Annotated in this window: 22 protein-coding genes and 1 other annotated feature; of the genes, 6 read left to right on the top strand and 16 right to left on the bottom strand. The window is 57.6% G+C overall.

Features of this window, described 5'->3' with window-relative positions:
- Positions 1 to 59 precede the first annotated feature (59 nt).
- Positions 60 to 1,244, top strand: coding sequence for a multidrug efflux MFS transporter EmrD (gene emrD / locus PUP35_RS00110; RefSeq protein ID WP_248175547.1), 1,185 nt, complete (start codon positions 60 to 62; stop codon positions 1,242 to 1,244).
- Here the strand turns inward: emrD and PUP35_RS00105 are convergent.
- Together PUP35_RS00105 and dsdC are read right to left on the bottom strand one after the other, a co-directional pair.
- Complete coding sequence (locus PUP35_RS00105; protein WP_274241454.1) at positions 1,147 to 2,235, bottom strand: cellulase family glycosylhydrolase; 1,089 nt, start codon at positions 2,233 to 2,235, stop codon at positions 1,147 to 1,149. The genes emrD and PUP35_RS00105 overlap by 98 nt on opposite strands.
- Before the next feature lie 84 nt (positions 2,236 to 2,319).
- On the bottom strand, positions 2,320 to 3,246 hold the full coding sequence (dsdC, locus tag PUP35_RS00100; protein WP_127729026.1) for a DNA-binding transcriptional regulator DsdC: 927 nt from the start codon (positions 3,244 to 3,246) through the stop codon (positions 2,320 to 2,322).
- A 204-nt stretch (positions 3,247 to 3,450) separates the two neighbouring features.
- Between dsdC and dsdX the strand changes: the two genes are divergently transcribed.
- Both dsdX and dsdA read left to right on the top strand, forming a co-directional pair.
- Entirely contained in the window at positions 3,451 to 4,788 is a 1,338-nt protein-coding gene (gene dsdX, locus PUP35_RS00095; protein ID WP_115876757.1) for a D-serine transporter DsdX, read from the top strand.
- A 17-nt stretch (positions 4,789 to 4,805) separates the two neighbouring features.
- On the top strand, positions 4,806 to 6,092 hold the full coding sequence (gene dsdA / locus PUP35_RS00090; protein WP_274241450.1) for a D-serine ammonia-lyase: 1,287 nt from the start codon (positions 4,806 to 4,808) through the stop codon (positions 6,090 to 6,092).
- Positions 6,093 to 6,127: 35 nt separating this feature from the next.
- On the opposite strand, the gene PUP35_RS00085 is transcribed toward dsdA, so the two are convergent.
- The 4 genes from PUP35_RS00085 to PUP35_RS00070 all read right to left on the bottom strand — a co-directional run bounded on the left by PUP35_RS00085 (position 6,128) and on the right by PUP35_RS00070 (position 9,846).
- Entirely contained in the window at positions 6,128 to 6,475 is a 348-nt protein-coding gene (locus PUP35_RS00085) for a DUF202 domain-containing protein (protein ID WP_115876759.1), read from the bottom strand.
- On the bottom strand, positions 6,465 to 6,812 hold the full coding sequence (locus tag PUP35_RS00080; protein ID WP_115876760.1) for a YidH family protein: 348 nt from the start codon (positions 6,810 to 6,812) through the stop codon (positions 6,465 to 6,467). Before PUP35_RS00080 ends, PUP35_RS00085 begins: the two co-directional genes overlap by 11 nt.
- Positions 6,813 to 6,904: 92 nt before the next feature.
- On the bottom strand, positions 6,905 to 8,227 hold the full coding sequence (locus tag PUP35_RS00075) for a 6-phospho-alpha-glucosidase (RefSeq protein WP_274241446.1): 1,323 nt from the start codon (positions 8,225 to 8,227) through the stop codon (positions 6,905 to 6,907).
- A complete protein-coding gene (locus tag PUP35_RS00070; protein WP_274241445.1) occupies positions 8,224 to 9,846 on the bottom strand; it encodes an alpha-glucoside-specific PTS transporter subunit IIBC in 1,623 nt (540 codons plus the stop codon). Before PUP35_RS00070 ends, PUP35_RS00075 begins: the two co-directional genes overlap by 4 nt.
- 221 nt (positions 9,847 to 10,067) lie before the next feature.
- Between PUP35_RS00070 and PUP35_RS00065 the strand changes: the two genes are divergently transcribed.
- Entirely contained in the window at positions 10,068 to 10,814 is a 747-nt protein-coding gene (locus PUP35_RS00065) for a GntR family transcriptional regulator (RefSeq protein ID WP_274241443.1), read from the top strand.
- Here PUP35_RS00065 and PUP35_RS00060 read toward each other — a convergent pair.
- The 3 genes from PUP35_RS00060 to ibpA all read right to left on the bottom strand — a co-directional run bounded on the left by PUP35_RS00060 (position 10,782) and on the right by ibpA (position 13,581).
- A complete protein-coding gene (locus PUP35_RS00060) occupies positions 10,782 to 12,443 on the bottom strand; it encodes a putative transporter (protein WP_274241440.1) in 1,662 nt (553 codons plus the stop codon). The genes PUP35_RS00065 and PUP35_RS00060 overlap by 33 nt on opposite strands.
- Before the next feature lie 165 nt (positions 12,444 to 12,608).
- A complete protein-coding gene (gene ibpB / locus PUP35_RS00055) occupies positions 12,609 to 13,037 on the bottom strand; it encodes a small heat shock chaperone IbpB (RefSeq protein WP_008500161.1) in 429 nt (142 codons plus the stop codon).
- Positions 13,038 to 13,170: 133 nt separating this feature from the next.
- Complete coding sequence (gene ibpA / locus PUP35_RS00050) at positions 13,171 to 13,581, bottom strand: small heat shock chaperone IbpA (RefSeq protein ID WP_008500162.1); 411 nt, start codon at positions 13,579 to 13,581, stop codon at positions 13,171 to 13,173.
- Positions 13,575 to 13,646, bottom strand: a sequence feature (ROSE (Repression Of Heat Shock gene Expression) occurs in the 5'-region of heat shock genes and acts as an RNA thermometer to modulate expression.). Its footprint overlaps the gene before it by 7 nt.
- A gap of 248 nt (positions 13,647 to 13,894) precedes the next feature.
- Between ibpA and PUP35_RS00045 the strand changes: the two genes are divergently transcribed.
- Positions 13,895 to 14,227, top strand: a complete 333-nt coding sequence (locus PUP35_RS00045; RefSeq protein WP_096150942.1) for a YceK/YidQ family lipoprotein — start codon at positions 13,895 to 13,897, stop codon at positions 14,225 to 14,227.
- On the opposite strand, the gene PUP35_RS00040 is transcribed toward PUP35_RS00045, so the two are convergent.
- The 3 genes from PUP35_RS00040 to PUP35_RS00030 form a co-directional block, all read right to left on the bottom strand.
- A complete protein-coding gene (locus PUP35_RS00040; RefSeq protein ID WP_274241435.1) occupies positions 14,224 to 15,453 on the bottom strand; it encodes a DUF3748 domain-containing protein in 1,230 nt (409 codons plus the stop codon). The two genes, PUP35_RS00045 and PUP35_RS00040, sit on opposite strands and share 4 nt — an antisense overlap.
- A gap of 50 nt (positions 15,454 to 15,503) precedes the next feature.
- Entirely contained in the window at positions 15,504 to 16,316 is an 813-nt protein-coding gene (yidA, locus tag PUP35_RS00035; RefSeq protein WP_271369061.1) for a sugar-phosphatase, read from the bottom strand.
- A gap of 115 nt (positions 16,317 to 16,431) precedes the next feature.
- Complete coding sequence (locus PUP35_RS00030) at positions 16,432 to 17,457, bottom strand: zinc-dependent alcohol dehydrogenase family protein (protein WP_274241432.1); 1,026 nt, start codon at positions 17,455 to 17,457, stop codon at positions 16,432 to 16,434.
- Positions 17,458 to 17,566: 109 nt separating this feature from the next.
- Between PUP35_RS00030 and PUP35_RS00025 the strand changes: the two genes are divergently transcribed.
- Positions 17,567 to 18,502, top strand: coding sequence for a LysR family transcriptional regulator (locus tag PUP35_RS00025; RefSeq protein WP_274241430.1), 936 nt, complete (start codon positions 17,567 to 17,569; stop codon positions 18,500 to 18,502).
- Between the two features lie 34 nt (positions 18,503 to 18,536).
- On the opposite strand, the gene gyrB is transcribed toward PUP35_RS00025, so the two are convergent.
- Genes gyrB through dnaA form a run of 4 tightly spaced genes read right to left on the bottom strand, consistent with a single transcriptional unit; the run spans position 18,537 to position 24,549 of the window.
- The gene (gene gyrB, locus PUP35_RS00020; RefSeq protein ID WP_127729011.1) at positions 18,537 to 20,948 is read right to left on the bottom strand and encodes a DNA topoisomerase (ATP-hydrolyzing) subunit B; all 2,412 of its coding nucleotides are present in this window, start codon (positions 20,946 to 20,948) and stop codon (positions 18,537 to 18,539) included.
- 28 nt (positions 20,949 to 20,976) lie between these two features.
- Positions 20,977 to 22,050 (bottom strand): DNA replication/repair protein RecF, encoded by a 1,074-nt coding sequence (recF, locus tag PUP35_RS00015; protein WP_048030318.1) that lies wholly within the window; start codon positions 22,048 to 22,050, stop codon positions 20,977 to 20,979.
- Complete coding sequence (gene dnaN, locus PUP35_RS00010; protein ID WP_014830028.1) at positions 22,050 to 23,150, bottom strand: DNA polymerase III subunit beta; 1,101 nt, start codon at positions 23,148 to 23,150, stop codon at positions 22,050 to 22,052. Before dnaN ends, recF begins: the two co-directional genes overlap by 1 nt.
- Positions 23,151 to 23,154: 4 nt before the next feature.
- Positions 23,155 to 24,549, bottom strand: a complete 1,395-nt coding sequence (gene dnaA, locus PUP35_RS00005) for a chromosomal replication initiator protein DnaA (protein WP_010426558.1) — start codon at positions 24,547 to 24,549, stop codon at positions 23,155 to 23,157.

Below are 24,549 nucleotides of genomic sequence, written 5' to 3'. Positions count from 1 at the left end.
ATGGGAATGTGCAGTCACTTATTCTTCATTTTTCTCTTTTGGCAAAAGTATTCAGCGACATGAAAAAGCAACGGAACGTTAACTTATTGTTGATGCTGGTGTTACTGGTGGCCGTCGGTCAGATGGCGCAAACCATCTATATTCCGGCGATTGCCGACATGGCAAAGGAATTAAACGTCCGCGAGGGCGCAGTACAGAGCGTAATGGCAGCCTACCTGCTGACCTATGGCGTTTCGCAGCTGTTCTATGGACCGCTCTCCGACCGTATCGGACGCCGTCCGGTGATTTTAGTCGGTATGTGCATTTTCATGGTGGCGACCGTGATTGCGATGACCACCCACAGCCTGACCGTATTGATTGCCGCCAGCGCCCTGCAGGGCGTCGGGACCGGCGTCGGCGGGGTAATGGCGCGAACCCTACCGCGCGATATGTATCAGGGCACTCAGCTTCGTCATGCCAACAGCCTGTTGAATATGGGGATTCTGGTGAGCCCACTGCTGGCCCCGCTGATTGGCGGCCTGCTGGACACTATGTGGTCCTGGCGCGCCTGCTACGCCTTCCTGCTGGTGCTCTGCATGATTGTCACCTTCAGCATGGCGCGCTGGATGCCGGAAACGCGGCCGCAGGACGCGCCGCGCACGAAGCTTATCGCCAGCTATAAAACGCTGTTCGGCAACGGCGCGTTCACCTGCTACCTGCTGATGCTGATCGGCGGCCTGGCGGGCATCGCGGTGTTTGAAGCCTGCTCCGGCGTGCTGCTGGGCGCGGGGCTGGGCCTGAGCAGCATGGTAGTGAGCATTCTGTTTATTCTGCCAATCCCGGCGGCGTTCTTCGGCGCGTGGTTTGCCGGGCGTCAGAACAAGCGCTTCTCCACCCTGATGTGGCAGTCGGTGATCAGCTGCCTGCTGGCGGGTCTGATGATGTGGATCCCGGGGCTGTTTGGCGTGATGACCGTCTGGACGCTGCTCATCCCGGCAGCGCTGTTCTTCTTCGGCGCGGGGATGCTGTTCCCGCTCGCCACCAGCGGCGCGATGGAGCCGTTCCCGTTCCTCGCAGGCACGGCGGGCGCGCTGGTGGGCGGTTTGCAGAACATTGGTTCCGGCGCGCTGGCCTGGCTGTCGGCGATGATGCCGCAGACCGGGCAGTCTAGTTTGGGGTTGCTGATGACGCTGATGGGGCTGCTGATTTTACTGTGCTGGCTGCCGCTGGCGTCGCGCGTTCCGCATCACGAGCAGCCGGTTTAAGCGCATGATGGCCCGGCTTCTCGCCGGGCTTTTCACAGGCAGGGGTTATCATCGCCTGCAGTAAGGGCTCTGGCGCTGGCCGCCAGGCCCCCTCTTCCCCGTCGTAAAACTGGAAATCCGCGTTAAGCGCATACGGGATTTTCGCTTTTTGCAGTTCGCAGGCCATAAAGGTGGCGAAGGCCATTTGCGAAGCGGTTGGCGTGAGGTGGTTTGACTCCCCCACGCCCCAGCCCCCGACCCAGCTAACGTGCCCGGTTTTTTGCTGCCAGCGCAGCGCGGTATTGATGCGATTATGGATAGCCGCTTTCTCCGCCGCCGTGCCGGACGTCCACGGGTATTTACCACCATTTTTCAGCGGCCCCCACGGGAAAATATGCCACTCCGCCAGCAGGTAGTTTTGGCTGTGCGCAGGCAGCTTCAGGCTGGATAACTCCTCCGGCGCGGCACGCAGGCGCGGCGCAATAAAGATCATGCGCTGGGGGTCGATGTCGTGGATCGCTTTAATGGTCTTTTCATAGACGCGGTTTAACGACGCCAGATTGTGATTGAGCTTGTCGGCCGGCTCATAAATGAGGTCAAAACCCAGCAGCGGGTAGCTCTGACCGAAATAGTGCGCCACGGCAATCCACCAGTTGACCGTCTCTTTCTCGTTATCGGCTTTCGGGTCGTTTTTATATTCATCCGCCTGATACGCGACTATCGGGATCACGCCATACTGCTCGCAGGCTTCCACCAGCTTGCGCAGGTGGATCAGCCGCGCTTCCGTCGGCTCATCGGCGACACGGATGCGCACGTGGGTAATGCCTTTAGCCCGAAAATCGCGTACCACCAGCGGGTCGAATTCACGTATGCCGCGCTCGGTGCGCGCCCAGTCCACATCCATCCCGACGCCCAGCTGCTGCGCATAACGGGCGGCCGTCAGCGGCGGCTCAGCGGCCATCGCCCAGCCGGAAGAGATCAGTAATGCAGAGGCAATAAAAGGCTTTAACACGGTTTACCCTGGATAAATCGAAAGCATTACCTGTATTTAGCACGCTTTTTCACATTTGGTGTAGAGCGAAAGCGTAATAATTCTTCAACCTGCCAGTTCTTTCAGCCAGCCGATAAAGGCGTCTATTTTCGGCCACTGACGGCCAGAAAGCGTTGAGACATAGTAGTGCTGATGGCATTTCAGGGTCTTGTCACCAAACGGGGCGATCAGCTCGCCCCGTTCAAGCCGTTTTTGCACCAGCCGCTTTCTGCCCATCGCGACGCCAACGTGGTTGATGGCCGCAATAATCGCCAAATCCGAACGATCGAAACCGATACCCGACGATGGCGGCATATTCACCGCAAAGTGCTGCGCCCAGCTCAGCCATTCATCCGTACCGGAATCGTTACTCCAGGCCTGACGGTCGTGGAGCAGCGTGCAGTGGCTGAGGTTATCAGGGTTTTTCAGCAGTTCATGCTCGCGGGCATACCGCGGGGAGCAGACGGGCAAAATCTCCTCGTCCATCAGGAAGTGATGAGACAGATGGTTTGGCGGCGTATCGTCGAAATAGAGCGCCAGATCGACGCCCGTTCGCTGCATATTGACGTAATCATTGCCGGTCAGGATGGTGAGCGAAATCGACGGATAGCGGCGGGTAAAGTCACCCAGCATGGGTACCAGCCAGCACTGAGCGATCGACGGCCGGGAGTAGACCGTCAGCGTACCGGACAGCGCCTGGTTTTTGATGTCCAGGATCTCCTGATTCAGTGTGTCGAGGGACGATTTTAGCGTCCAGTAAACGCGCTTTCCCTCCTGCGTCAGCTCGACTTTACGATGCGAGCGGACAAACAGCTGAATACCCAGCTCTTCTTCCAGCAGGTTGATGCGGTGGCTTACCGCGCTGGGGCTAAGCGACAGTTCCTCCGCCGCCAGCGCGAAGGATTCATGCCGGGCCGCGACTTCAAAGGTGTACATTTTCGACAGCTGCCAGCCGTTTAATAGCCGGTTTCTGGCTTCATTTGCATCGGTCATCACAATTCTCGCGCGTGTTTTCTGCGCTCAGCATACCGTTTAAGGGTGAATTTATGTGACCCTAATTCAGATTAAGTACGTTTTTTAGAGCATAGTCACTCAGTTGATTCAATCTAGCTCACCTGAACGCCAATTTATATCGTTTGTCACCCCACGCCGCTTTTTCGTCCAATACCCCCAGATGACATAAGGGTGAGGTGAGATATGGGATCTCAGGTCTGGGTTGTGGCAACGCTGCTTGTCAGCATCGTGTTGATTGTTTTAACCATCGTAAAACTGAAGTTTCACCCATTTCTTGCGCTGCTGCTGGCGAGCTTTTTCGTCGGCGCAATGATGGGAATGAGCCCGCTGGATATGGTAAACGCCATCGAGAGCGGGATTGGCGGCACGCTGGGCTTTCTGGCGGCGGTTATCGGCCTTGGAACCATTCTCGGTAAGATGATGGAGGTTTCCGGCGCGGCCGAGCGCATCGGGATCGCGCTGCAGCGCTGCCGCTGGCTGTCAGCAGACGTGATTATGGTGCTGGTAGGCCTAATCTGCGGCATTACGCTGTTCGTGGAAGTGGGCGTGGTTCTGCTGATCCCGCTGGCGTTTTCCATCGCCAAAAAGACCAACACGTCGCTGCTTAAGCTGGCCATTCCGCTCTGTACCGCGCTGATGGCGGTGCACTGCGTGGTGCCGCCGCATCCGGCCGCGCTGTTTGTGACCAATAAATTAGGCGCGGACGTCGGAACGGTCATTGTCTACGGTTTGATGGTAGGCCTGATGGCCTCGCTGGTCGGCGGCCCGCTGTTCCTGAAACTGCTCGGCAACCGTCTGCCGTTTAAACCGGTTCCGGCGGAATTTTCAGACCTGAAGGTGCGGGAAGAGCACACCCTGCCGTCGCTGGGCGCCACGCTGTTCACGGTGCTGCTGCCGATTGCCCTGATGCTGGTGAAAACCATTGCCGAGCTGAATATGGCAAAAGAAGGCACGCTGTATACGCTGCTGGAGTTTATCGGCAACCCGATCACCGCGATGTTTATCGCCGTGTTTGTCGCCTACTACCTGCTGGGCATCCGCCAGCATATGGGCATGGGCGCGATGCTAACCCATACAGAGCATGGCTTCGGCTCTATCGCCAACATTTTGCTGATTATCGGCGCGGGGGGCGCGTTTAACGCCATCCTGAAAACCAGCGGGCTGGCGGACTCGCTGGCGCATATTCTATCGAACCTGCACATGCACCCTATCCTGCTCGCCTGGCTAGTGGCGCTGGTGCTGCATGCCGCCGTAGGCTCCGCCACGGTCGCGATGATGGGCGCCACGGCGATAGTCGCGCCGATGCTGCCGCTCTACCCGAACGTGAGCCCGGAGATCATCACCATTGCCATCGGTTCCGGCGCCATTGGCTGCACAATCGTAACCGATTCCCTCTTCTGGCTGGTGAAGCAATACTGCGGCGCGACCCTGAATGAGACCTTCAAATACTATACGACGGCGACGTTTATCGCCTCGGTGCTTGCACTTGGCGGCACATTCCTGCTTTCTTTCATTATCTGAGCGCGAAGAGACGTATTATGGAAAACGCAACTATCACTACTTTAACCGCACAGTTTCCTCTGGTTGAGGATCTGATTGCCCTGAAAGAAACCACCTGGCTTAACCCGCTTACCACCACGCTGGCTAAAGGGCTGCCCTATGTTGGGCTGACCAAAGCCGACGTGGACGACGCCCATGCTCGCCTGAAACGCTTCGCGCCTTATCTGGCGAAAGCCTTCCCGGAGACGGCGGCAACGGGCGGGATTATTGAATCCGAACTGGTCGCGATTCCGGCAATGCAGGCGCGGCTGGAGAAAGAGTCCGGCAAGGCCATTCCCGGCACCCTGCTGCTGAAAAAAGACAGCCATTTGCCGATCTCCGGTTCGATTAAAGCGCGCGGCGGTATCTATGAGGTGCTGACCCACGCGGAAAAACTGGCGCTGGAAGCCGGGTTGCTGAGCGTTGAAGACGACTACAGCGTTCTGCTGGAGCCGCGCTTTAAGGACTTCTTCAGCCAGTACAGCATCGCCGTGGGCTCAACCGGCAACCTGGGTATGTCCATCGGCATTATGAGCGCCCGCATCGGCTTTAAGGTGTCGGTGCATATGTCCGCCGACGCCCGCGAGTGGAAGAAAGCCAAACTGCGTAGCCACGGCGTGATCGTCGTGGAATACGAGCAGGATTACGGCGTGGCGGTGGAGCAGGGACGCAAAGCGGCGGAAAGCGATCCTAACTGTTTCTTCATTGACGATGAAAACTCCCGCACCCTGTTCCTGGGCTATGCGGTGGCGGGCGAGCGGCTGAAGGCGCAGTTTGCCGCACAGGGCCGCGTGGTGGATGCGGAGCATCCGCTATACGTCTACCTGCCGTGCGGCGTCGGCGGCGGCCCCGGCGGCGTGGCGTTTGGCCTGAAGCTGGCCTTTGGCGACAACGTCCACTGCTTCTTCGCGGAGCCCACGCACTCCCCGTGCATGCTGCTGGGGGTTTACACCGGCCTGCACGACGAGATTGCCGTACAGGACCTGGGCATTGATAACGTGACGGCGGCGGACGGGCTGGCGGTAGGGCGTGCCTCCGGCTTCGTGGGTCGCGCGATGGAGCGCCTGCTCGACGGGTTCTATACGCTTTCCGATCGGAGCATGTACGACATGCTCGGCTGGCTGGCGCAGGAGGAAGGCATTCGTCTGGAACCGTCGGCGCTGGCGGGGATGGCCGGGCCGCTGCGCGTCAGTGCCGGTGCGAACGTTACCCACCTGGTGTGGGCGACCGGCGGCGGGATGGTGCCGGAAGACGAGATGGCGAAGTATTTAGCAAAAGGCCGCTGATCGTAGGCCCGGTAAGGCGTAGCTGCCACCGGGCTTTAAAAGCTCACAATTTGCTGAATGTGAGTCACTGCGAAGAGTAAAGACAGAGACAGCACGGCCAGCGCAATCAGGAACTTATCCCGCACCGCCTTCGGCTGCACAAAGTCGTTCTGCGCCACGTCCATCAGGTTACGGCTGCGGGTATAGCGCCATAAAACGATCGCCACCAGCGCCAGCACAACAAGCGAGATCCAGAACGGCACCCCGGTGCGGTGCCAGTTGTGCTTAATCGCCAGGGCAATCAGCGCGCCATACCCCAGCAGCGTACGCAGCCAGGCGAGCGACGTCCGCTCCGGCTGCAGGCCGGGGTCCGCTTCCCGTCGCGCTTTGCGGCTATCCGCCATAGAACACCAGCACCATCACCACGCCCGCCACCGCCAGCAAAACCGCGCTGATGATGAGTAACCCGCGCGTATAGGGCAGATCCTGCTTCAGACGCATCGCCTTCTCATTGCGCAGCCAGCGCAGGTAGCCGTAAACCGCCAGCACGCCCGCGAACAGGCACAGGAGCAGCGCAAGCACCTCGCGAATCAGCGGCGTGGCAAAATCAGGCGCGAGCTGGTCGAGACCCACCCCTGCGGCAAGGAATCCCAGCGCGGTGCGGATCCACGCTAAAAACGTGCGTTCATTAGCCAGCGAGAAGCGGTAGTCCGGCGCTTCGCCGAGGCGGGAAATTTTCATGAAGGTTCCTTGTCGAGCTACGGGCAGGCTTCAGCATAGCGTAAATCGACAAGGACAAGGAGACCGACATCGGGCGATGTCGGTCAGGACGATCAGTGCAGCTCTGGCCAGTAATCCTTGTTGGCCTCGATCAGGTCATCCAGAATCGCTTTCGCGACGGACGCGCTCGGCACGGTTTTCGACAGGGTAATCGCCTGCCAGAGTTTCTGGTACGAGCGCTGCTCCCAGGCATCCACCACCAGTTTTTCCACCGCTACCTGCTGGCTCATCAGCCCTTTCTGGAAGTGTGGAATATCGCCCACCGTAAGCGGCTCAGGACCGTTATGGCCGACCAGGCACGGTATCTCAACCATCGCGTCGGCATCGAAGTTATGGATGGCCCCGTTGTTTGGCACAATCAGAAGCATCCGCTCCTGGGTGTTAAAGGCAATGGCGGTCGCCAGATCGACGATGTACGACGCGTGTTCATCAATTTCCAGCTCACCGGCGGAGGATTTGCCCGCCTCGATAATCGCCCGGCAGGAACTGAACACATGCTTTTCACGGTGATCCATGACCTCATTGGCGCGGGTGCGTTCCGGGTTGGAATGCGCGACCACGTAGTCCGGGAACAGGTAATACTTCAGGTAGGTGTTCGGCATGGTGTCCGGATCCAGCGCCTGCACGTCTTTGGCTTTGGCGAACGTATCGTTCCAGCTCGCTTCGGTGTGCGCATCTTCCGAAGGCGGAACATAGCCGTTTTTCGCCACGTATTCGCGCAGCTTCGGCATCAGATCGTTGCCGTTCAGGTCTTCAATCGACGTCCACCAGCCGAAGTGATTCAGGCCGTAGTAGCGCACGCGCATCTCTTTGCGGTCCTTCAGGCCGACTATCTGCGCCATGCGCCCTTCAATGCCGATCGGCATATCGCAGATGTTGAGGATTTTGGCGTTCGGACGCAGGCGGCGCGTGGCTTCCGCGACAATCGCCGCCGGGTTGGAGTAGTTCAGCATCCACGCGTTTGGGGAGTACTGCTCCATGTAATCCACCAGCTCCAGCACGCCGCCGATAGAGCGCATGCCGTAGGAGATGCCGCCCGGGCCGCAGGTTTCCTGGCCCAGCACGCCGTGGCGCAGCGGGATTTTTTCATCTTTTTCACGCATTGGGTATTTACCCACGCGGATATGCGCCATTACGAAATCGACATCGGTAAACGCCGCTTTCGGATCGGTGGTGTAGCTGAATTCAATCTCCGGAGCCTGCTCCTTAAGGATGATTTTGCACGCTTCGGCGATGGTCTCCTGACGCGCGCTGTCGTTGTCATAAAACTTCAGGGCGCGCAGCGGGAAACGGTCACGGTTGGCTAACAGCATCAGGACGATACCAGGCGTAAAGGTGCTGCCGCCGCCTGCAATGACAACTGAGAATTTTTTCATGATATAGCCTCTGTCAGGGTGGTTTGTTCATTCGTTAAGGGGGTTTTCATCAGCGATTCCAGCTGGTCGCGCACCTGAGGAACGTGCAGGCCGACAATCACCTGAATACCGTTGCCGCGTCGCACCACGCCGTGGGCGCCGAGGGCTTTGAAGACGTCATCGCTTTGCGTTTTCGCCATATCGACCAGGGCGATGCGCAGGCGGGTGGCGCAGTTGTTGATGCTTTCGATGTTGGCCGCGCCGCCAAGCGCCTGCAGGAACCCGGCGGCCTGTCCGACCTGCTGGCTGGCCGCCGCCGGGGCGGTGGTTTGCCCGCGCGCCGCCTTATAGTCGGCCTTGCTGTAGAGTTTGATTTCGCTCTCTTCCCGGCCCGGCGTTTTCAGGTTCAGACGCGCAATCAGCGTTTTGAAGACCACGAAGTAAATTCCGGTGAAGCAGACGCCAATGCCGATCTGGGTGAACACCGTCGAGGCGTGGTTGTGGAACATCGGGATCCAGTTTTGCGGCAGGAACTGGTCCAGCAGGCCGCCGCCCATGTTCCCGACCACGCCGAAGGCGTACATCACCGTCGCCATGGTCGCCGCCAGCACGGCGTGAACGGCAAACAGCAGCGGCGAGATAAACAGGAAGGTGAATTCGAGAGGTTCGGTAATGCCCACCAGCACCGCGGTAAGCGTGGCCGGAACCAGCAGCCCCGCGACCTTGACGCGGTTTTCCGGCGACGCGGTGTACCAGATCGCCAGCGCAATCCCGATCGAACCGAACACTTTTGAGTTACCGTGCAGGGCGAAGCCGCCTTCCGGGAAGAGGGTTTTCAGCGGCAGGGTGCTCTGGCTGAATTCCTGCAGATGCTGCGCCCAGTAGACCTGAATCCCGCCCTCAACCGCCGCCGGGCCGAAGATGAACGGACCGTAGACGAAGTGGTGCAACCCGGTTGGGATCAGAATGCGTTCCAGGAAGGTATACACCCACACGCCCAGCGCCCCGGCAGAGCGCAGGAACGCCTGCAGAGACTCAATGCCCATCTGCACTTTCGGCCAGCCCAGCAGCGTCAGCCAGGCGCAGGGGATCATGACGAAGAATGCGAGGATAACGACAAACGAGCTGCCCTGGAAAATCCCCAGAAACACCGGCAGCGGCTTGTCAAAATAGCGGTTGTGGATGGCGGTAACGATGCCTGAAATCACGATGGCCCCGATGATGCTGGTATCGAGCGTTTTGATCCCGGCAATCATCGCCAGCCCGCTTCCCGCCGTCGGTTCGGCGGAGAAGTCGACGCCGAAGAAGTGGCCCCAGGTCATCCCCATCGCGTTGATGAAGTAGTTCCAGGTCAGGAAGCTAATCAGCACCGCCAGACAGGCGCGGCCCTGGGCCTGCTTCGCCAGGCCAATCGGCAGGCCGACGGCAAAAATCAGCGGCATATTGCGAAACACCGCCCAGCCGCCCTCTTCAATGATGTGAACAATCTGCGCGAAAAGATGATCGGGGGCCGTTAAGGCTTCGCCGACAAACAGCGGGTTGCGAAGCATGATGGCGATTCCCACCACGATCCCGGCGAACGGAAACAGCAACACCGGGGTAAACATGGCACCGCCAAAACGTTGTATTTGACTGAGCATTTTTAAATCCTCATGAAACAACCTGTAGGGGTAGAGGCCTTTATGGTTTTTTGCTGGCCTGAGGTGAGCATAAGAACTTACTGATGCGCGAACATGGCGTGCCGCTGCGATTCGTGATCGCATTCATGGTTTTATTTTGACCAATCAGGTCTACTTTTTACGGTAAATATGGACATGTCAGGACGCCATCCACGCCCTGATAAGGGCAGAGAGGTCTACTGGTGATCTACAAATCCATTGCTGACAGATTGCGGCTGCGGCTGAATTCATCGGACTACAACATCGGCAGCCCGCTGCCGGGCGAGAAAGCGCTGGCGCAGGAGTTTGACGTGGCGCGCATGACCATCCGCAAGGCGCTGGATCTGCTGGTGAGCTGGGGGCTGGTTGAACGGCGGCACGGCAGCGGCACGTTTGTGTCGCGCAAAGACGTTCACCACGAAACCACAAACCTGACCGGGCTGGTGGAGGTGCTGCGTCAGCAGGGAAAAGAGGTGCAGAGCAAGGTGCTGCAGTTTGAAGTGATGCCCGCCCCGCCCGCCATCGCCAGCCAGCTGCGGATTCAGGTGGATGAGCGGATCTACTTTTCCAGACGGGTGCGCTACGTGGACGGAAAACCGCTGATGCTGGAGGACAGCTTTATGCCGGTGAAGCTGTTTCGCAACCTGTCGCTGTCGCATCTTGAAGGGTCAAAGTTTGATTACATCGAGAAGGAGTGCGGGATCACCATCAGCGGCAACTACGAGAGCCTGACGCCGGTGCTGGCAGATAAAACGCTGGCCGGTTATATGAACCTGCCGGAACAGACGCCGCTGCTGCGCATTACGTCTCTTTCCTACAGCGACAGCGGCGAGTTCCTCAATTATTCAGTGATGTTCCGAAATACCAGTGATTACCAGGTGGACTACCATCTGCGGCGCATCCACCCGGACGACCTGCTAGCTCATCCCCCAGAACAGCACCGCCAGTAGCTGCGGCGTGATGATGCGCAGGAACATCACCAGCGGGTAGACGGTGGCATAGGAGAGCGCGGCCGCGCCGCTGGTGGTGTGCAGGTTATTGGCAAAGGCCAGCGCGGGCGGATCGGTCATGGAACCCGCCAGCATGCCGCACAGCGTCAGGTAGTTCATTTTGGCGAACATCCGCGCCAGTATGCCCACCGTCAGCAGCGGGATCGCCGTGATAAAGATGCCGTAGCCGACCCAGCTCATCCCTTCGCCCTTGACCAGGGTATCGACAAAATCCCCGCCGGACTTCAGCCCGACCACCGCCAGGAACAGCACGATGCCCAGCTCGCGCAGCGCCAGGTTGGCGCTCGGCGGCATAAACCAGTAGAGCTTACCGATGCAGCCGATACGCCCGAGGATCAGCGCCATAATCAGCGGCCCGCCCGCCAGGCCCAGCTTGAGCGCCACCGGGAAGCCCGGTACGTACACAGGAATAGAACCGAGCAGCACGCCGAGCCCGATACCGATAAACACAGGCAGCATCTGCACCTGCTGCAGTTTCTGCTGGGCGTTGCCCACCATATCTGCCACGGCGTCAATGGACGAGGGGCGACCGACCAGGTTGAGGATATCCCCGAACTGCAGGCTGGCCTCCGGGCTGGCGACCAGTTCAACACCCGCACGGTTGAGGCGGGAGATCACCACGTCATAGCGCTCTTTTACCTGCAGATCGCGTATTTTCTTGCCGAGAACATGCTCGTTTGTTACCACCACGCGCTCCACCCGCATAGCGGTGCCGCGGGTTGAGAGCGAGGTATCCACTTCCTGACCAATCACCAGCCGCGCGTTATTTAAATCCCCGGGCTGACCGACAAGGTGCAGCAGATCGCCTTGCTGAATGACGGTGCCGGGTGCGGGGACCATCAGCATATCGTCGCGCTTAAGGCGGGAGCAGATGATATTGGCGCTGTTCAGGATCGGCACGTCCTGAATCGCCATATTATTCAGATTAGGGTTATCGACCCGAATATTGATGGTTTTGATCGGCATATGGCCGTTGGTGAGCGTGGTTTCATGGTCCTTCGCCTCTTTGTCGACGTTAATGCGAAACAGGACGCGGACCAGCCACATGGAGAGCAGAATGCCGCAAATGCCAAACGGATAGGCCATGGCGTAGCTCATCCCCATCTGGTCGACGATGCCGGGTTCGATACCCAAATCGCGAAGGATCTGCTGCCCCGCGCCGAGCGCAGGCGTGTTGGTGACCGCCCCGGAGAAAATGCCCAGCACTACGGGGAGCGGGATATCGAAGATTTTGTGCAGAATCGCGGTGACCAGCCCGCCCATTATCACAATGCCGAGGGCAAACAGGTTGAGCCGTAATCCGGAGACCCGAAGTGAGGCGAAAAACCCCGGTCCCACCTGAATACCGATGGTGTAAACGAAGAGGATCAGGCCGAACTCCTGGGTAAAGTGGAGCATTTCGGCGCTGAGGACCAGCCCGAGCTTGTCGGCAAAGTGCCCGACAAAAATGCCGCCAAACAGCACCCCGCCTATCCCAAACCCGACGCCGCGGATTTTGATATTCCCTATCCACAGGCCAACAACAGCGACCAGGGCCAACACGCTTACGGTTAACGCGATATCACTCATGATCCACTTCCTTGGCATAACCTTAGTTATGCTAAGGATTCTCTCAGAGCCGTGGGCGGTTGTATGGGCGATGGCGCACAAAAAAGGCCTGTCGTGGCAGGGCTTTATCTTTTCACCCTCTCCCTGTGGGAGAGGGCCGGGGTGAGGACACCAGCCCGCACACTGTTAACTGTTTAACGCTGGGCGGTCGCTAATGGCGATACGCTGTGGCGCGATGGCTTCCGGCACGTTACGGGTCAGGTCGATATGCAGCAGCCCGTTGGTAAACGTTGCGCCGGAGACGTCCATATGGTCTGCCAGAGTAAAGCTCAGGCTAAACGGCTGATTAACCAGCCCCTGATGCAGCCATTTGGTCTCGGTCTCTTGTTTCTCCGGCGTACCTTTCACGGTCAGACGCGTGCCTTCGAGCTGGATATCCAGATCCTCCTGGCGGAAGCCGGCCAGCGCAAGGGTGATGCGATAATGGTTATCGTCGCTTTTTTCGATGTTGTAAGGCGGAAAAGTCTGTTGCTCAGCGGTGTTTTGCAGGGCGTTAGCCAGTTTGTCAAAACCAATCCACTGACGAAGCAAGGGGGATAAATCGTAGTTACGCATACTAAATCTCCTTCTGAGAAGCGAGTTCGGCACAATTTTTTGTGCGCAGTTGTTCCTGCAAATCCAAGTGGATTCGCATATGCTCCCGTTACGGCAAGCAAGTCTGGGTGGGCCGCTCGCGCGACCCGCATAATTAGTTAATTTCGATACGACGCGGTTTTTTCTCTTCCGGAATCACACGTTCCAGTTCGATAAACAGCAGGCCGTTGACCAGGTTCGCGCCTTTCACGTGAATGTTCTCGGCTAACTGGAACTTGCGTTCAAAGTTGCGCTCGGCGATGCCCTGATAAAGGTAGGTACGTTCTTTCTGCTCGGCCGTATGGGAACCTTTCACCACCAGCAGGTTGTCCTGAGCGGTGATTTCCAGTTCGTTTTCTGCAAAACCGGCGACGGCAATGGCGATGCGGTAGTGGTTTTCGTCAACCAGCTCAACATTGTATGGAGGGTAGCCGTTGCTCTGGCTTTGGTTATTTTCTAAATGATTAAACAGGCGGTCAAAACCAATTGCAGAACGGTAGAGCGGAGAAAGATCGAAGTTACGCATAAATAAAACTCCTGAAATCAGCGAGAAGTTGAAGCCTTCCACCATGGACAGGCCTTTGCGCCCCCGAACACCCATCAGGCGAGTTCGTTATCGGGCTACATCATTAAAATGGGTCTGCAATCGGCCTTTTCAAGAACGACACCTGCACTTTTTTTTGCACTTTCCTGCATCTCGCTTAGACTGGGACAACAGCACAAAGGGTTAAATTGCGATGGCTGCCACAGTGCGGGGTTATCGGGCTATCCATTTTGGATAAGGCTCGCTATAACCCTGAGTTGAAGGTCTATGCAGTGCCATTAACGATGACTGAGTGATGATGAAAAATGTTCTGATAAAGCTGACGACGTTCAGCGGGGTTGTTTTACTTTGCGGGTGTTCGAGCGTGATGTCTCACACCGGCGGTAAAGAAGGAACATATCCGGGGACGCGAGCCAGCGCGACGATGCTCTCCGATGACGATACAAACTGGGGCACAAAATCCCTGGTAATCCTCGATATGCCGTTTACGGCCGTGGCGGATACGCTTCTGCTGCCGTGGGATATGTTTCGTAAGGACAACTCCGTACGCTCACGGGTAGAAAAAAGCGAGCAGGAGAATCTGGCGACAAACGCCGTCATCCCGCCCGCTGACATGCCTCCACGCTAGCGCTGCGCGGTTTCCGTTACCCAAAGCTGACGGAAACCGGCTGTCTCTTCCATCCATGCAATAACGCGCCCGTCCGGAGAAAACACGACCGCATCAGCAGATGGCGGATTGCCGTGATCGGACGTCAAAAACGTCACCTCTCCGGTCTGTGCGTCGCAGCAGGCGATCCTATTTTCGAGCACAAACCCCAAACGATCGCCGGAAGGATGCCAGTTAAATGCAGACTGAATATCGCTTCCGTTTCGCGTCAACTGGCACGGCTCGCCGCCCTCCGGCGAGATCAGCCACAGCTGCACAATGCCGTTATCATCCCGCATCAGAAACGCAATCTGTGTCCCCTGCGGATTACTGCGAACCCAGTGACGCGGCACGTTTACCAGACCCGGATACGCCCTCTGATGCGTAAAGGTTAAACGACGCTGCTCTACTCCCGCTGGCGGAGCTGGCAGGGTATCCGTCGAGCCCTGTAGCGGCGCATCGCCCGCACGCTTCCAGCCCTGCTCGTCTTCGGGCAGATTAACAATAAAAAGTTCAGGCACTTTCTCGCCCGTTGCAGACAGGGTATCGCCGATAAACGCCAGCCTGTCGTTGCCCACCCAGCCCTCTTCGTAAGCGCGGTTAATCTCGTCGCTGCCCGGCTGCGGATTGGGCGTCGTGCGGCTGACCAGCACGCTCCAGTAAGCGCCCGGGTATTCGCGGGGATGGTTACTCTGCGGCTTCACCGGCCCGTAAGGCGCCGCCACGCCGACGTTGCGTAAATCAAGTTTAGGATCGCGCTCGTGGAGCACGTGGTCGTTATAGGTAAAGCTGACGAGCAGGCCGTTCGGGCTGAAGACATGGACGTGGCTTCCGCCGCGCAGCGCGCCAGGAGTGTACGGCGAAGTGATATCCATCGCGTCCAGGTTGCTCAACTGGCCGTGATGCGCAATCACCCCCTGACGATGATGAAAATCGTAGTGCCAGTCTCCATCCGGGTTTTTCGGACCGTGGATAAAGACGTACTTGTCCTGTGCCGGATGAACGGTCACCACGCCGACGTGCGCGCCGTCAGTGGCGCGATAAACCACCTCCACCTCACCCGTGCCGACGTTGACCCGCTCGATGGTTTCACCGGTGAACGACGCACCTGACGGGCGCACGTCATAGACCAGCCACTGGCTGTCCGGCGTCCAGGTATTGATGTTGGTCAGCTGGTGGTTGCGGGAAGCGAAGGTGATTTGTTTCATGAGGATACCCTGATGCACAGTTATCGCATCAGGGTATAGCAAGCGGGTGTTTAGTTCAGCACAAACTTCTCAATCGCGTAGGCCACGCCGTCTTCGAGGTTGGATTTGGTGACAAAATTAGCCACTTCTTTCACCGACGGAATAGCGTTTTCCATCGCCACGCCCATGCCCGCATATTCAATCATCGCGATGTCGTTTTCCTGATCGCCCAGGGCCATGATTTCATCCGGCTTAATGCCCAGCGCGTCGGCCAGCGATTTAACGCCGGTGCCTTTATTGACGCGTTTATCGAGGATTTCGAGGAAGTACGGCGCACTTTTCAGCACGGTGTATTTCTCTTTCACCTCGGCCGGAATGCGCGCAATCGCCTTATCCAGGATCTCCGGCTCGTCAATCATCATCACTTTCAGGAACTGGGTCGCCGGGTCCATCTTCTCGGCTTCACAGAACACCAGCGGAATGGTCGCAACGTAGGATTCATGTACCGTGTAGTAGCTGATATCACGGTTGGCGGTGTAAAGCGTATTGCGATCGAGGGCGTGGAAGTGGGAGCCCACCTCACGGGACAGTTTTTCCAGGAACAAGTAGTCATCGTAGCTCAGCGCGGTTTGCGCAACCGTACTGCCATCCGCGGCTTTCTGTACCAGCGCGCCGTTATAGGTGATGCAGTAGTCGCCAGGCTGATTCATGTGCAGCTCTTTCAGGTAGCTGTGCACGCCCGCATACGGACGCCCCGTGGTCAGAACCACATTCACGCCCTTTGCGCGCGCCGCGGCGATCGCGTTTTTAACGGCTGGAGAGATGGTGTGGTCCGGCAACAGCAGCGTGCCGTCCATATCGATTGCAATGAGTTTGATAGCCATGAGTTCCCCGGAATAAATGAGTGCTGCCTCATGCTAACGCGATTAAGCACACAAAAATAGAGCTACATTGCGCAACAGGAACACCCCTTTTACGTTTATTCCGGGGAACAAAGGCTTACTCGCGGGTGAGAACGATTTTACCGAACGCGCCGCGATCCAGATGTCCAAGTGCCTGTTCAAGCTCGTTAAAGCGGTAGCGATGCTCAATCACCGGCTTCAGTCCCGTGACGTCAACAGCGCGAACGAAATCTTCCAGCGCCCTGCGGTGGCCTACGCCGATCCCCTGAATGACGGGAGATTTCAGCAACAGTTCGCCAGCAGAGAGCGAAATGTTAGACCCGGCCAGCACGCCAATGACCGATATGCGTCCATGAACGGCAACGGCGCGCAGGGAATGCTTCAGGTTCTCTCCGCCCACGGTTTCAATAATATGGTCGATGCCGCGATCCTGAGTCAGCGCCAGCGTATTTTCAGCCCAGTCGCCTTTCAGACGGTTGATGCCCTGGCTGGCCCCCAGCGTTTTGGCCAGCGCCAGTTTTTCATCGCTCCCCGAGGTGACAAACACCTCCGCGCCGTGCGCTTTGGCAATTTGCAGGGCGAAAATCGCCACGCCGCCCGTTCCCTGTACCAGCACCGATTGCCCGGCGCGCAGCTGACCGCGTTCCACCAGCGCAAACCAGGCGGTAAGCCCTGCGCAGGGTAAGGTGCTGGCCTCGGCGTCATCCAGGGTCTCCGGGGAGGCCGCCAGCGCGTCTTCCTTCACAATCACGTACTCGGCCAGCATTCCCTGGAAGTATCCGCCGGACGTTTTATAGGGCAAATTGCGCGCGTCAGCCTGCGGTTTACCGTCGATCCACTCCGGGAAGAAGGTTGAGATGACGCGGGCGCCTGGCTGGAAACGCGTGACGCCTTCACCAATGCTGTCGACGACGCCCGCCATGTCAGACGCCGGGGTAAACGGGAAGGAAAGCGGAATCGGCATCGTGCCTTCAATCACCATTTTGTCGCGATAGTTGAGCGCGACGGCATTCACCCTTACGCGCACTTCACCCGGACCGGGCTGTGGAATGGGCTCCTGAATAAGCGCAAGGCTCTCGCGCCCGAGGGCGCTCATCGTCCAGCGTTGCATTGTCTCGGTCATTTTTTTCTCCGGCCATCAAGTAAGCTTTGGTCCTGACAGTCTACCGTTGACTTATGATCTCCAGTGGCGATAAGTTTTCTCTTTATTGATGCCTGAATGGATACAATCCATGACCGATACGCTGAAAGATATTCCTGTTTTTGTCGCTGCCGTTGAGGCGGGAAGTTTTGCTCAGGCCGCAGTTCGCCTGCACCTGTCGCGCTCGGCGGTAGGAAAAAGCATCGCTCGCCTTGAGGAACGCCTGGGAGTACGGCTCTTTCAGCGCACCACCCGCAGCCAGAGGCTGACCGATAACGGCGCCCTTTTTTATGAACGCTGCCTGCGCGCGCTGGAGGAGATTCGGGGCGCAGAATCGCTGCTTGAAACAGGGAAACAGCAGGTCAGTGGCCGCCTGCGCGTTGCCATGCCGGTGCTGTTTGGTCGCCAGTGCGTCGCGCCGCTGCTGATAGCGCTGGCACAGGAACACCCCGGGCTTGAACTGGAGATGTCATTCAGCGACCGCGTGGTGGATCTCGTCGAGGAAGGGTTTGATATGGCGGTGCGTAACGGCACGCTTCAGGACAGCAGCGTGCTGGTCGCCAGAAGGCTGGGGGAACACCGCATGGTGCTGTGCGCTTCGCCGGATTATCTGCTGAAAAAAGGCCAGCCGCAAAGCGTGGCTGATTTACCCCTTCATACGGCGATTAACTATCTGCGCGCAGGCAGAGTCCTCTCCTGGCAGCTGATGGATAATGAAGGGACCTCGCACACCTTTACACCCCGATCGTCGCTCAATATGGATGATTTGCAGGCGATCTGCGACGCGGCGCTGGCCGGACACGGCATTGCATGGCTGCCCTGCTGGATGGTCGTCAAAGATATTCACCAGGGTAAACTCGTCCCGCTTTTAAAGCAGGCACCGGATGTGCATTTCGACGTTCATGCGGTGTGGCAGCAGACGCCGCATCTGCCGCTAAGGGTAAGAATTGCGATCGATACGCTGGCGAGCCGTTTACCTTCCGTGATGTCGCTGGATATGGCTGCGCCCATAAAAAAGCCGCGCTAAAAGCGCGGCCAGTTATCGTGCGGTATAACGTCGATTAGATATCGATATTCGCCGCTTTCAGGGCGTTCTCTTCGATGAAGGCACGACGTGGTTCTACCGCATCACCCATGAGGGTTGTGAACAGCTGGTCTGCAGCAATCGCGTCCTTAACGGTGACGCGCAGCATGCGACGGCTTTCCGGATCCATGGTGGTTTCCCACAGCTGCTCCGGGTTCATTTCACCCAGACCTTTATAGCGCTGGATCGCAAGACCACGACGGGACTCTTTCACCAGCCAGTCCAGCGCCTGCTCGAAGCTGGCTACAGGCTGACGACGTTCGCCACGTTCGATGAACGCATCGTCTTCAATCAGACCGCGCAGCTTCTCGCCTAGCGTGCAGATACGACGGTATTCCGGACCGGTCACAAACTCGTGCTCCAGCGGATAGTCGGTGTCGACGCCGTGAGTACGCACGCGAACGATCGGCTCGAACTGCTGATCGGCATTCTGCTGAACATCGCATTTCCACTGGCTGCCGTGCTGCTCTTTTTCGTTGAGATCGGTCACCAGGGCGTTCACCCAGCGAGTGACGGTCTGCTCGTTGCTCAGATCGGCTTCGGTCAGGGTTGGCTGATAAACCAGTTCCTTCAGCAGCGTTTTCGGATAACGGCGTTCCATACGCGTGATCATTTTCTGCGTGGCGTTGAACTCGGACACCAGACGCTCCAGCGGCTCACCGGCCAGTGCAGGGGCGTGCGAGTTCGCGTGCAGGGTCGCGCCATCAAGGGCGATCGCGATTTGGTACTGATCCATCGCTTCGTCATCTTTGATGTACTGTTCCTGCTTGCCTTTCTTCACTTTGTACAGCGGCGGCTGGGCAATGTAGACGTGGCCACGTTCAACGATTTCAGGCATCTGACGATAGAAGAAGGTCAACAGCAGCGTACGAATGTGCGAGCCGTCGACGTCCGCATCGGTCATGATGATGATGCTGTGGTAGCGCAGTTTGTCCGGGTTGTACTCGTCACGGCCAATGCCGCAGCCCAGCGCGGTGATGAGGGTCGCCACTTCCTGAGAAGAGAGCATCTTGTCGAAACGGGCTTTCTCAACGTTGAGGATTTTACCCTTCAGCGGCAGAATCGCCTGGTTCTTACGGTTACGGCCCTGCTTCGCAGAGCCGCCCGCGGAGTCCCCTTCCACGAGGTACAGTTCGGACAGCGCCGGGTCGCGTTCCTGGCAGTCAGCCAGTTTGCCCGGCAGGCCTGCCAGGTCCAGCGCGCCTTTACGACGGGTCATTTCACGCGCTTTACGCGCCGCTTCACGGGCACGCGCCGCATCGATAATTTTGCCCACCACGATTTTCGCGTCGGACGGGTTTTCCAGCAGGTATTCGCTCAGCAGTTCGTTCATCTGCTGCTCAACCGCCGATTTCACCTCAGAAGAGACCAGCTTGTCTTTGGTCTGTGAGGAGAACTTCGGATCCGGCACCTTCACGGAAACCACGGCAATCAGGCCTTCACGGGCATCGTCACCGGTGGCGCTGACTTTCGCTTTCTTGCTGTAGCCTTCTTTGTCCATGTAGGCGTTCAGGGTACGGGTCATCGCCGCACGGAAGCCTGCAAGGTGAGTACCACCATCACGCTGTGGAATGTTGTTGGTAAAGCAGTAGATGTTTTCCTGGAAACCGTCGTTCCACTGCAGCGCCACTTCCACGCCGATACCGTCTTTTTCGGTGGAGAAGTAGAAGATATTCGGGTGAATAGGCGTTTTGTTCTTGTTCAGATACTCAACGAACGCCTTGATACCGCCTTCGTAGTGGAAGTGGTCTTCTTTGTTGTCACGCTTGTCGCGCAGGCGAATCGAGACGCCGGAGTTCAGGAACGACAGTTCACGCAGGCGTTTCGCCAGGATGTCGTACTCGAACTCGGTGACGTTGGTGAAGGTTTCGAGGCTCGGCCAGAAACGCACCATGGTACCGGTTTTGTCGGTGTCGCCAGTGACGGCCAGCGGTGCCTGCGGCACGCCGTGCGTATAAAGCTGACGGTGGATTTTGCCTTCGCGCTGGATAACCAGCTCCAGCTTCTGCGACAGGGCGTTTACTACCGAAACACCTACGCCGTGCAGGCCGCCGGATACTTTATAGGAGTTATCGTCGAACTTACCGCCTGCGTGCAGGACGGTCATGATCACTTCCGCCGCAGAGACGCCCTCTTCCGGGTGAATACCGGTTGGGATGCCACGACCGTCATCGGTGACGGAGACGGAGTTGTCCGCATGGATGGTGACCACGATGTCTTTACAGTGACCCGCGAGCGCTTCGTCGATAGCGTTATCTACCACCTCGAATACCATGTGGTGCAGACCGGTGCCGTCATCCGTGTCGCCGATATACATACCCGGGCGCTTACGCACCGCATCCAGCCCTTTCAGGACTTTGATACTGGAGGAGTCATAAGAATTCGACATCAACGTTTCTCGCTCATTTCAACTTGGGTTAATCCGTTATTTTACCCTTTTCCACGGTAAACATCTTCGAATTTTCGTCCGACATGTCTATAACGTGTTCAGCGCTTATCGCGCTAACGAAAACCTGCGACTGCGTGGCTTTTAAGCGGCTGGCAAGCAGCCCGCGCCGCGCGTCGTCAAGTTCCGAGGCAAAATCATCTATCAGGTACAGGCAGCGTCTTCCGCTCTCGCGGGTGAGAAACTCTCCCTGTGCCAGGCGCAGCGCACACATCAGGAGCTTGAGCTGCCCGCGCGACAGCGTGTCTTCCACTGGCGCACCGTCAGCACGAATGCGGAAATCCGCCTTGTGCGGGCCGTGCGCGGTATAGGTCAACATGCGGTCGCGCTCGAAGCTTCTCTCTAACACTTCGGCATAGTCCGTCTCTTTCTCCCAGCCGCGCTGGAAGGAGAAGGTGAGAGAGAATTCAGGTAAAAACTGTTTGCAGGTGTCGGCCATGTCTTCGGCGATACCAGCGCTGTATTCGGCACGCCAGCGGCTTATCTGTTCCGCGAGAGGGATTAACTCCATGTCCCACGGACGCAGCTGGGCGTAGCGCGTCACCTGACGCAGCGCGGCGTTACGCTGCTTGAGCAGACGCTTCAGGTTGCTCCAGGCGTTAAAGAATCCGGCTTCGTTGTGAAAGCATCCCCAGTCAAGGAACGCTCTTCTGTATTTGGGGCCGCCGTTGAGTAAAGTAAACCCCTCGGGCGTTATCAGCTGCATCGGCATCAGCAGCGCCAGCTCCGCCACTTTATGGCCGTCGGTGCCGTCGATGCGCACCTTGCTGTCGCCCTGCTTGTCTTTGGTCAGGCCGATGGCGGTCTCCCGCTCCTCGCCCTGCAAACGCCCGTGCAGAACAAAGGATTCCTGCTCGTGGCGAATGACGCGACCAATCTGCAAACTGCGAAACGCCCGACCGTGGCCGAGCGTATAGATGGCCTCAAGCACGCTGGTTTTGCCGCTGCCGTTTGCGCCAACCAGGAAGTTAAAGCCAGGGGATAAAGCGAGATCCGCGCTTTCGATATTGCGAAAGTCGCGGATCAACAGACGGGTGAGCGACATTACAGTCTCATTGGCATGACAACATAGGCAGCCGACTGTGATGCGGCATCTTCAATCTGTACGCTCGAAACGGAGTCGGTCAGCAGGATGCGCACGTTCTCGCATTTCAGCGCATTCAGCACATCCAGCACGTAGCTAACGTTGAAGCCGATTTCCATCTCAGCCCCGGCGTAGGTGACGTCCAGAATCTCTTCTGCCTCTTCCTGCTCCGGGTTGTTGGCGGTGATTTTGATCTGGTTTTCACTCACGTACAGGCGCACGCCGCGGAATTTCTCGTTAGAGAGGATGGCGGCACGGGCAAACGCCTGCTTGAGGCTATCGCAGCCTGCTTCCAGCGTTTTGTCCGGATTCTTCGGCAATACGCGGCGATAATCCGGGAAACGGCCGTCAACCAGCTTAGACGTGAAGACAAAATCACCCACGTGTGCACGGATGTTGTTGCTGCCGATCTGCACGCGCAGCGGCGTGTCGCCACCGTCGAGCATACGCATCAGCTCAATCACCCCTTTACGCGGCACGATCACCGAATGGTTTGGCAGCGCGTCGCCAATCGGCATAGAACAGACCGCCAGACGGTGGCCGTCGGTTGCCACGGTACGCAGCTCTTCACCTTCGGTTTCGAACAGCATGCCGTTTAAGTAGTAACGAACGTCCTGATGCGCCATGGAAAACTGCGTGGCTTCAATCAGACGCTTCATCGTCGCCTGAGGCAGGGTGAATTCAACTTCGCTCTGCCAGTCGTCCAGGTTCGGGAAGTCCGCTGCTGGCAGCGTGGAGAGCGAGAAACGGCTGCGGCCAGAACGCACCAGCATACGGTCGCCTTCCAGCTGCACGGCGATTTCAGCGCCTTCCGGCAGCCCGCGGCAGATATCAAAGAATTTACGTGCCGGAACCGTGGTCGCGCCCGCGTCGTGCGGCTGCGTCAGCGTAACGCGCGCGATCATTTCCATTTCCAGATCTGTACCGGTCAGCGACAGCGTACCGTCCGCGACCTGAAGCAGCAGGTTTCCGAGAATAGGCAGCGTTGGGCGACCGCCTAATGGGCCACTCACCTGTTGCAGCGGTTTTAATAAATGTTCACGTTCAACGGTAAATTTCATAGCGTCACGATGATAATGTTCTGATTAAATTGGAAAAATCTTCTTTTATGTCGTGGCTTTCTTCGCGTAACTGCTCAATCTTGCGACAAGCGTGCAGTACGGTCGTATGGTCACGGCCACCAAACGCATCCCCAATTTCCGGCAGACTGTGGTTGGTTAACTCCTTTGCCAGCGCCATCGCCATCTGACGCGGACGCGCCACCGAGCGGGAACGACGTTTAGACAGTAAATCTGCCACTTTGATCTTGTAGTACTCAGCCACCGTCTTTTGAATATTGTCGATAGTGACCAGTTTTTCCTGCAATGCCAGCAAATCGCGCAGCGCTTCACGCACAAAATCGATGGTGATCGCACGACCGGTGAAGTTGGCATTGGCGATAACGCGGTTCAGTGCCCCCTCCAGCTCACGGACGTTGGAGCGCAGACGCTTGGCAATGAAGAACGCCACTTCACCCGGCAGGCGAATGTCGTTTTCATCGGCTTTCTTCATCAGGATCGCGACGCGGGTTTCCAGCTCCGGTGGCTCGATCGCCACGGTCAGGCCCCAGCCGAAGCGGGATTTCAGACGATCTTCAACGCCGTTGATCTCTTTTGGGTAACGATCCGAGGTCAAAATGATCTGCTGATTGCCTTCCAGCAGGGCATTGAAGGTGTGGAAAAATTCTTCCTGCGATCGTTCTTTATTGGCAAAGAACTGGATGTCATCGATCAGCAGCGCGTCAACGGAACGATAGTAGCGTTTAAACTCTTCGATCGCATTGTTTTGCAGGGCTTTTACCATGTCCTGAACGAAGCGTTCGGAGTGCATATACACCACTTTGGCATTGGGCTTGCGCGCCATGATGCCGTTGCCCACCGCATGCAGCAGGTGCGTTTTACCCAGACCCGTGCCGCCATAAAGGAACAGCGGGTTGTAGGCTCCACCGGGATTATCAGCAACCTGACGAGCCGCCGCGCGCGCCAGCTGGTTCGATTTACCTTCAACGAAGTTATCGAACGTGTGTTTCACGTTAACGTTAGAGCGGTAGGTTGGCTCAGCCGGTGCAGGGACATTATCCCAGCCCTGACGAGCGGGTGCGACGCGAGGGGCCGGAGCAGGAGCGGCCTGAGCAGGCGCTGCGACGTTCACGGTTTCACGTACGGTTTGGGTGACCGGCTTTGTGCCCACTTCAAAACGCAGCTGCGGGGCATCTGACCCACAGAAATCGTTCAGCAATCCATTGATGTTATTAAGGTACTTGTCCCTTACCCAATCGAGCACAAAACGGTTTGGCGCATACAAAGCCAGCGTGTTATCGCTCAGTTCCGCCTGCAACGGGCGGATCCACATACTGAATTCTGTGGCTGGTAACTCATCCTGCAATCGGGCAAGACACTGCTGCCAAAGCGAAAGTGACAC

Source organism: Enterobacter sp. S-33, from assembly GCF_028735835.1.
Classification (GTDB): domain Bacteria; phylum Pseudomonadota; class Gammaproteobacteria; order Enterobacterales; family Enterobacteriaceae; genus Enterobacter; species Enterobacter vonholyi.
The sequence above is the reverse complement of the archived record's forward strand: the minus strand, read 5'-3'. Positions and strand labels throughout refer to the sequence as shown.

Bases quoted from the DNA above. Each gene is read 5' to 3' on its own strand.
- emrD (WP_248175547.1), top strand. From the start codon at position 60: ATGAAAAAGCAACGGAACGTTAACTTATTGTTGATGCTGGTGTTACTG.
- ibpB (WP_008500161.1), bottom strand. From the start codon at position 13,037: ATGCGTAACTACGATTTATCCCCCTTGCTTCGTCAGTGGATTGGTTTT.
- PUP35_RS00085 (WP_115876759.1), bottom strand. From the start codon at position 6,475: ATGGCGGATAGCCGCAAAGCGCGACGGGAAGCGGACCCCGGCCTGCAG.
- PUP35_RS00070 (WP_274241445.1), bottom strand. From the start codon at position 9,846: ATGCTCAGTCAAATACAACGTTTTGGCGGTGCCATGTTTACCCCGGTG.
- dsdC (WP_127729026.1), bottom strand. From the start codon at position 3,246: ATGACCGATGCAAATGAAGCCAGAAACCGGCTATTAAACGGCTGGCAG.
- PUP35_RS00075 (WP_274241446.1), bottom strand. From the start codon at position 8,227: ATGAAAAAATTCTCAGTTGTCATTGCAGGCGGCGGCAGCACCTTTACG.
- PUP35_RS00045 (WP_096150942.1), top strand. From the start codon at position 13,895: ATGATGAAAAATGTTCTGATAAAGCTGACGACGTTCAGCGGGGTTGTT.
- PUP35_RS00060 (WP_274241440.1), bottom strand. From the start codon at position 12,443: ATGAGTGATATCGCGTTAACCGTAAGCGTGTTGGCCCTGGTCGCTGTT.
- dnaN (WP_014830028.1), bottom strand. From the start codon at position 23,150: ATGAAATTTACCGTTGAACGTGAACATTTATTAAAACCGCTGCAACAG.
- PUP35_RS00025 (WP_274241430.1), top strand. From the start codon at position 17,567: ATGACCGATACGCTGAAAGATATTCCTGTTTTTGTCGCTGCCGTTGAG.
- recF (WP_048030318.1), bottom strand. From the start codon at position 22,050: ATGTCGCTCACCCGTCTGTTGATCCGCGACTTTCGCAATATCGAAAGC.
- dsdA (WP_274241450.1), top strand. From the start codon at position 4,806: ATGGAAAACGCAACTATCACTACTTTAACCGCACAGTTTCCTCTGGTT.
- PUP35_RS00080 (WP_115876760.1), bottom strand. From the start codon at position 6,812: ATGAAAATTTCCCGCCTCGGCGAAGCGCCGGACTACCGCTTCTCGCTG.
- ibpA (WP_008500162.1), bottom strand. From the start codon at position 13,581: ATGCGTAACTTCGATCTTTCTCCGCTCTACCGTTCTGCAATTGGTTTT.
- PUP35_RS00040 (WP_274241435.1), bottom strand. From the start codon at position 15,453: ATGAAACAAATCACCTTCGCTTCCCGCAACCACCAGCTGACCAACATC.
- yidA (WP_271369061.1), bottom strand. From the start codon at position 16,316: ATGGCTATCAAACTCATTGCAATCGATATGGACGGCACGCTGCTGTTG.
- dsdX (WP_115876757.1), top strand. From the start codon at position 3,451: ATGGGATCTCAGGTCTGGGTTGTGGCAACGCTGCTTGTCAGCATCGTG.
- PUP35_RS00030 (WP_274241432.1), bottom strand. From the start codon at position 17,457: ATGACCGAGACAATGCAACGCTGGACGATGAGCGCCCTCGGGCGCGAG.
- gyrB (WP_127729011.1), bottom strand. From the start codon at position 20,948: ATGTCGAATTCTTATGACTCCTCCAGTATCAAAGTCCTGAAAGGGCTG.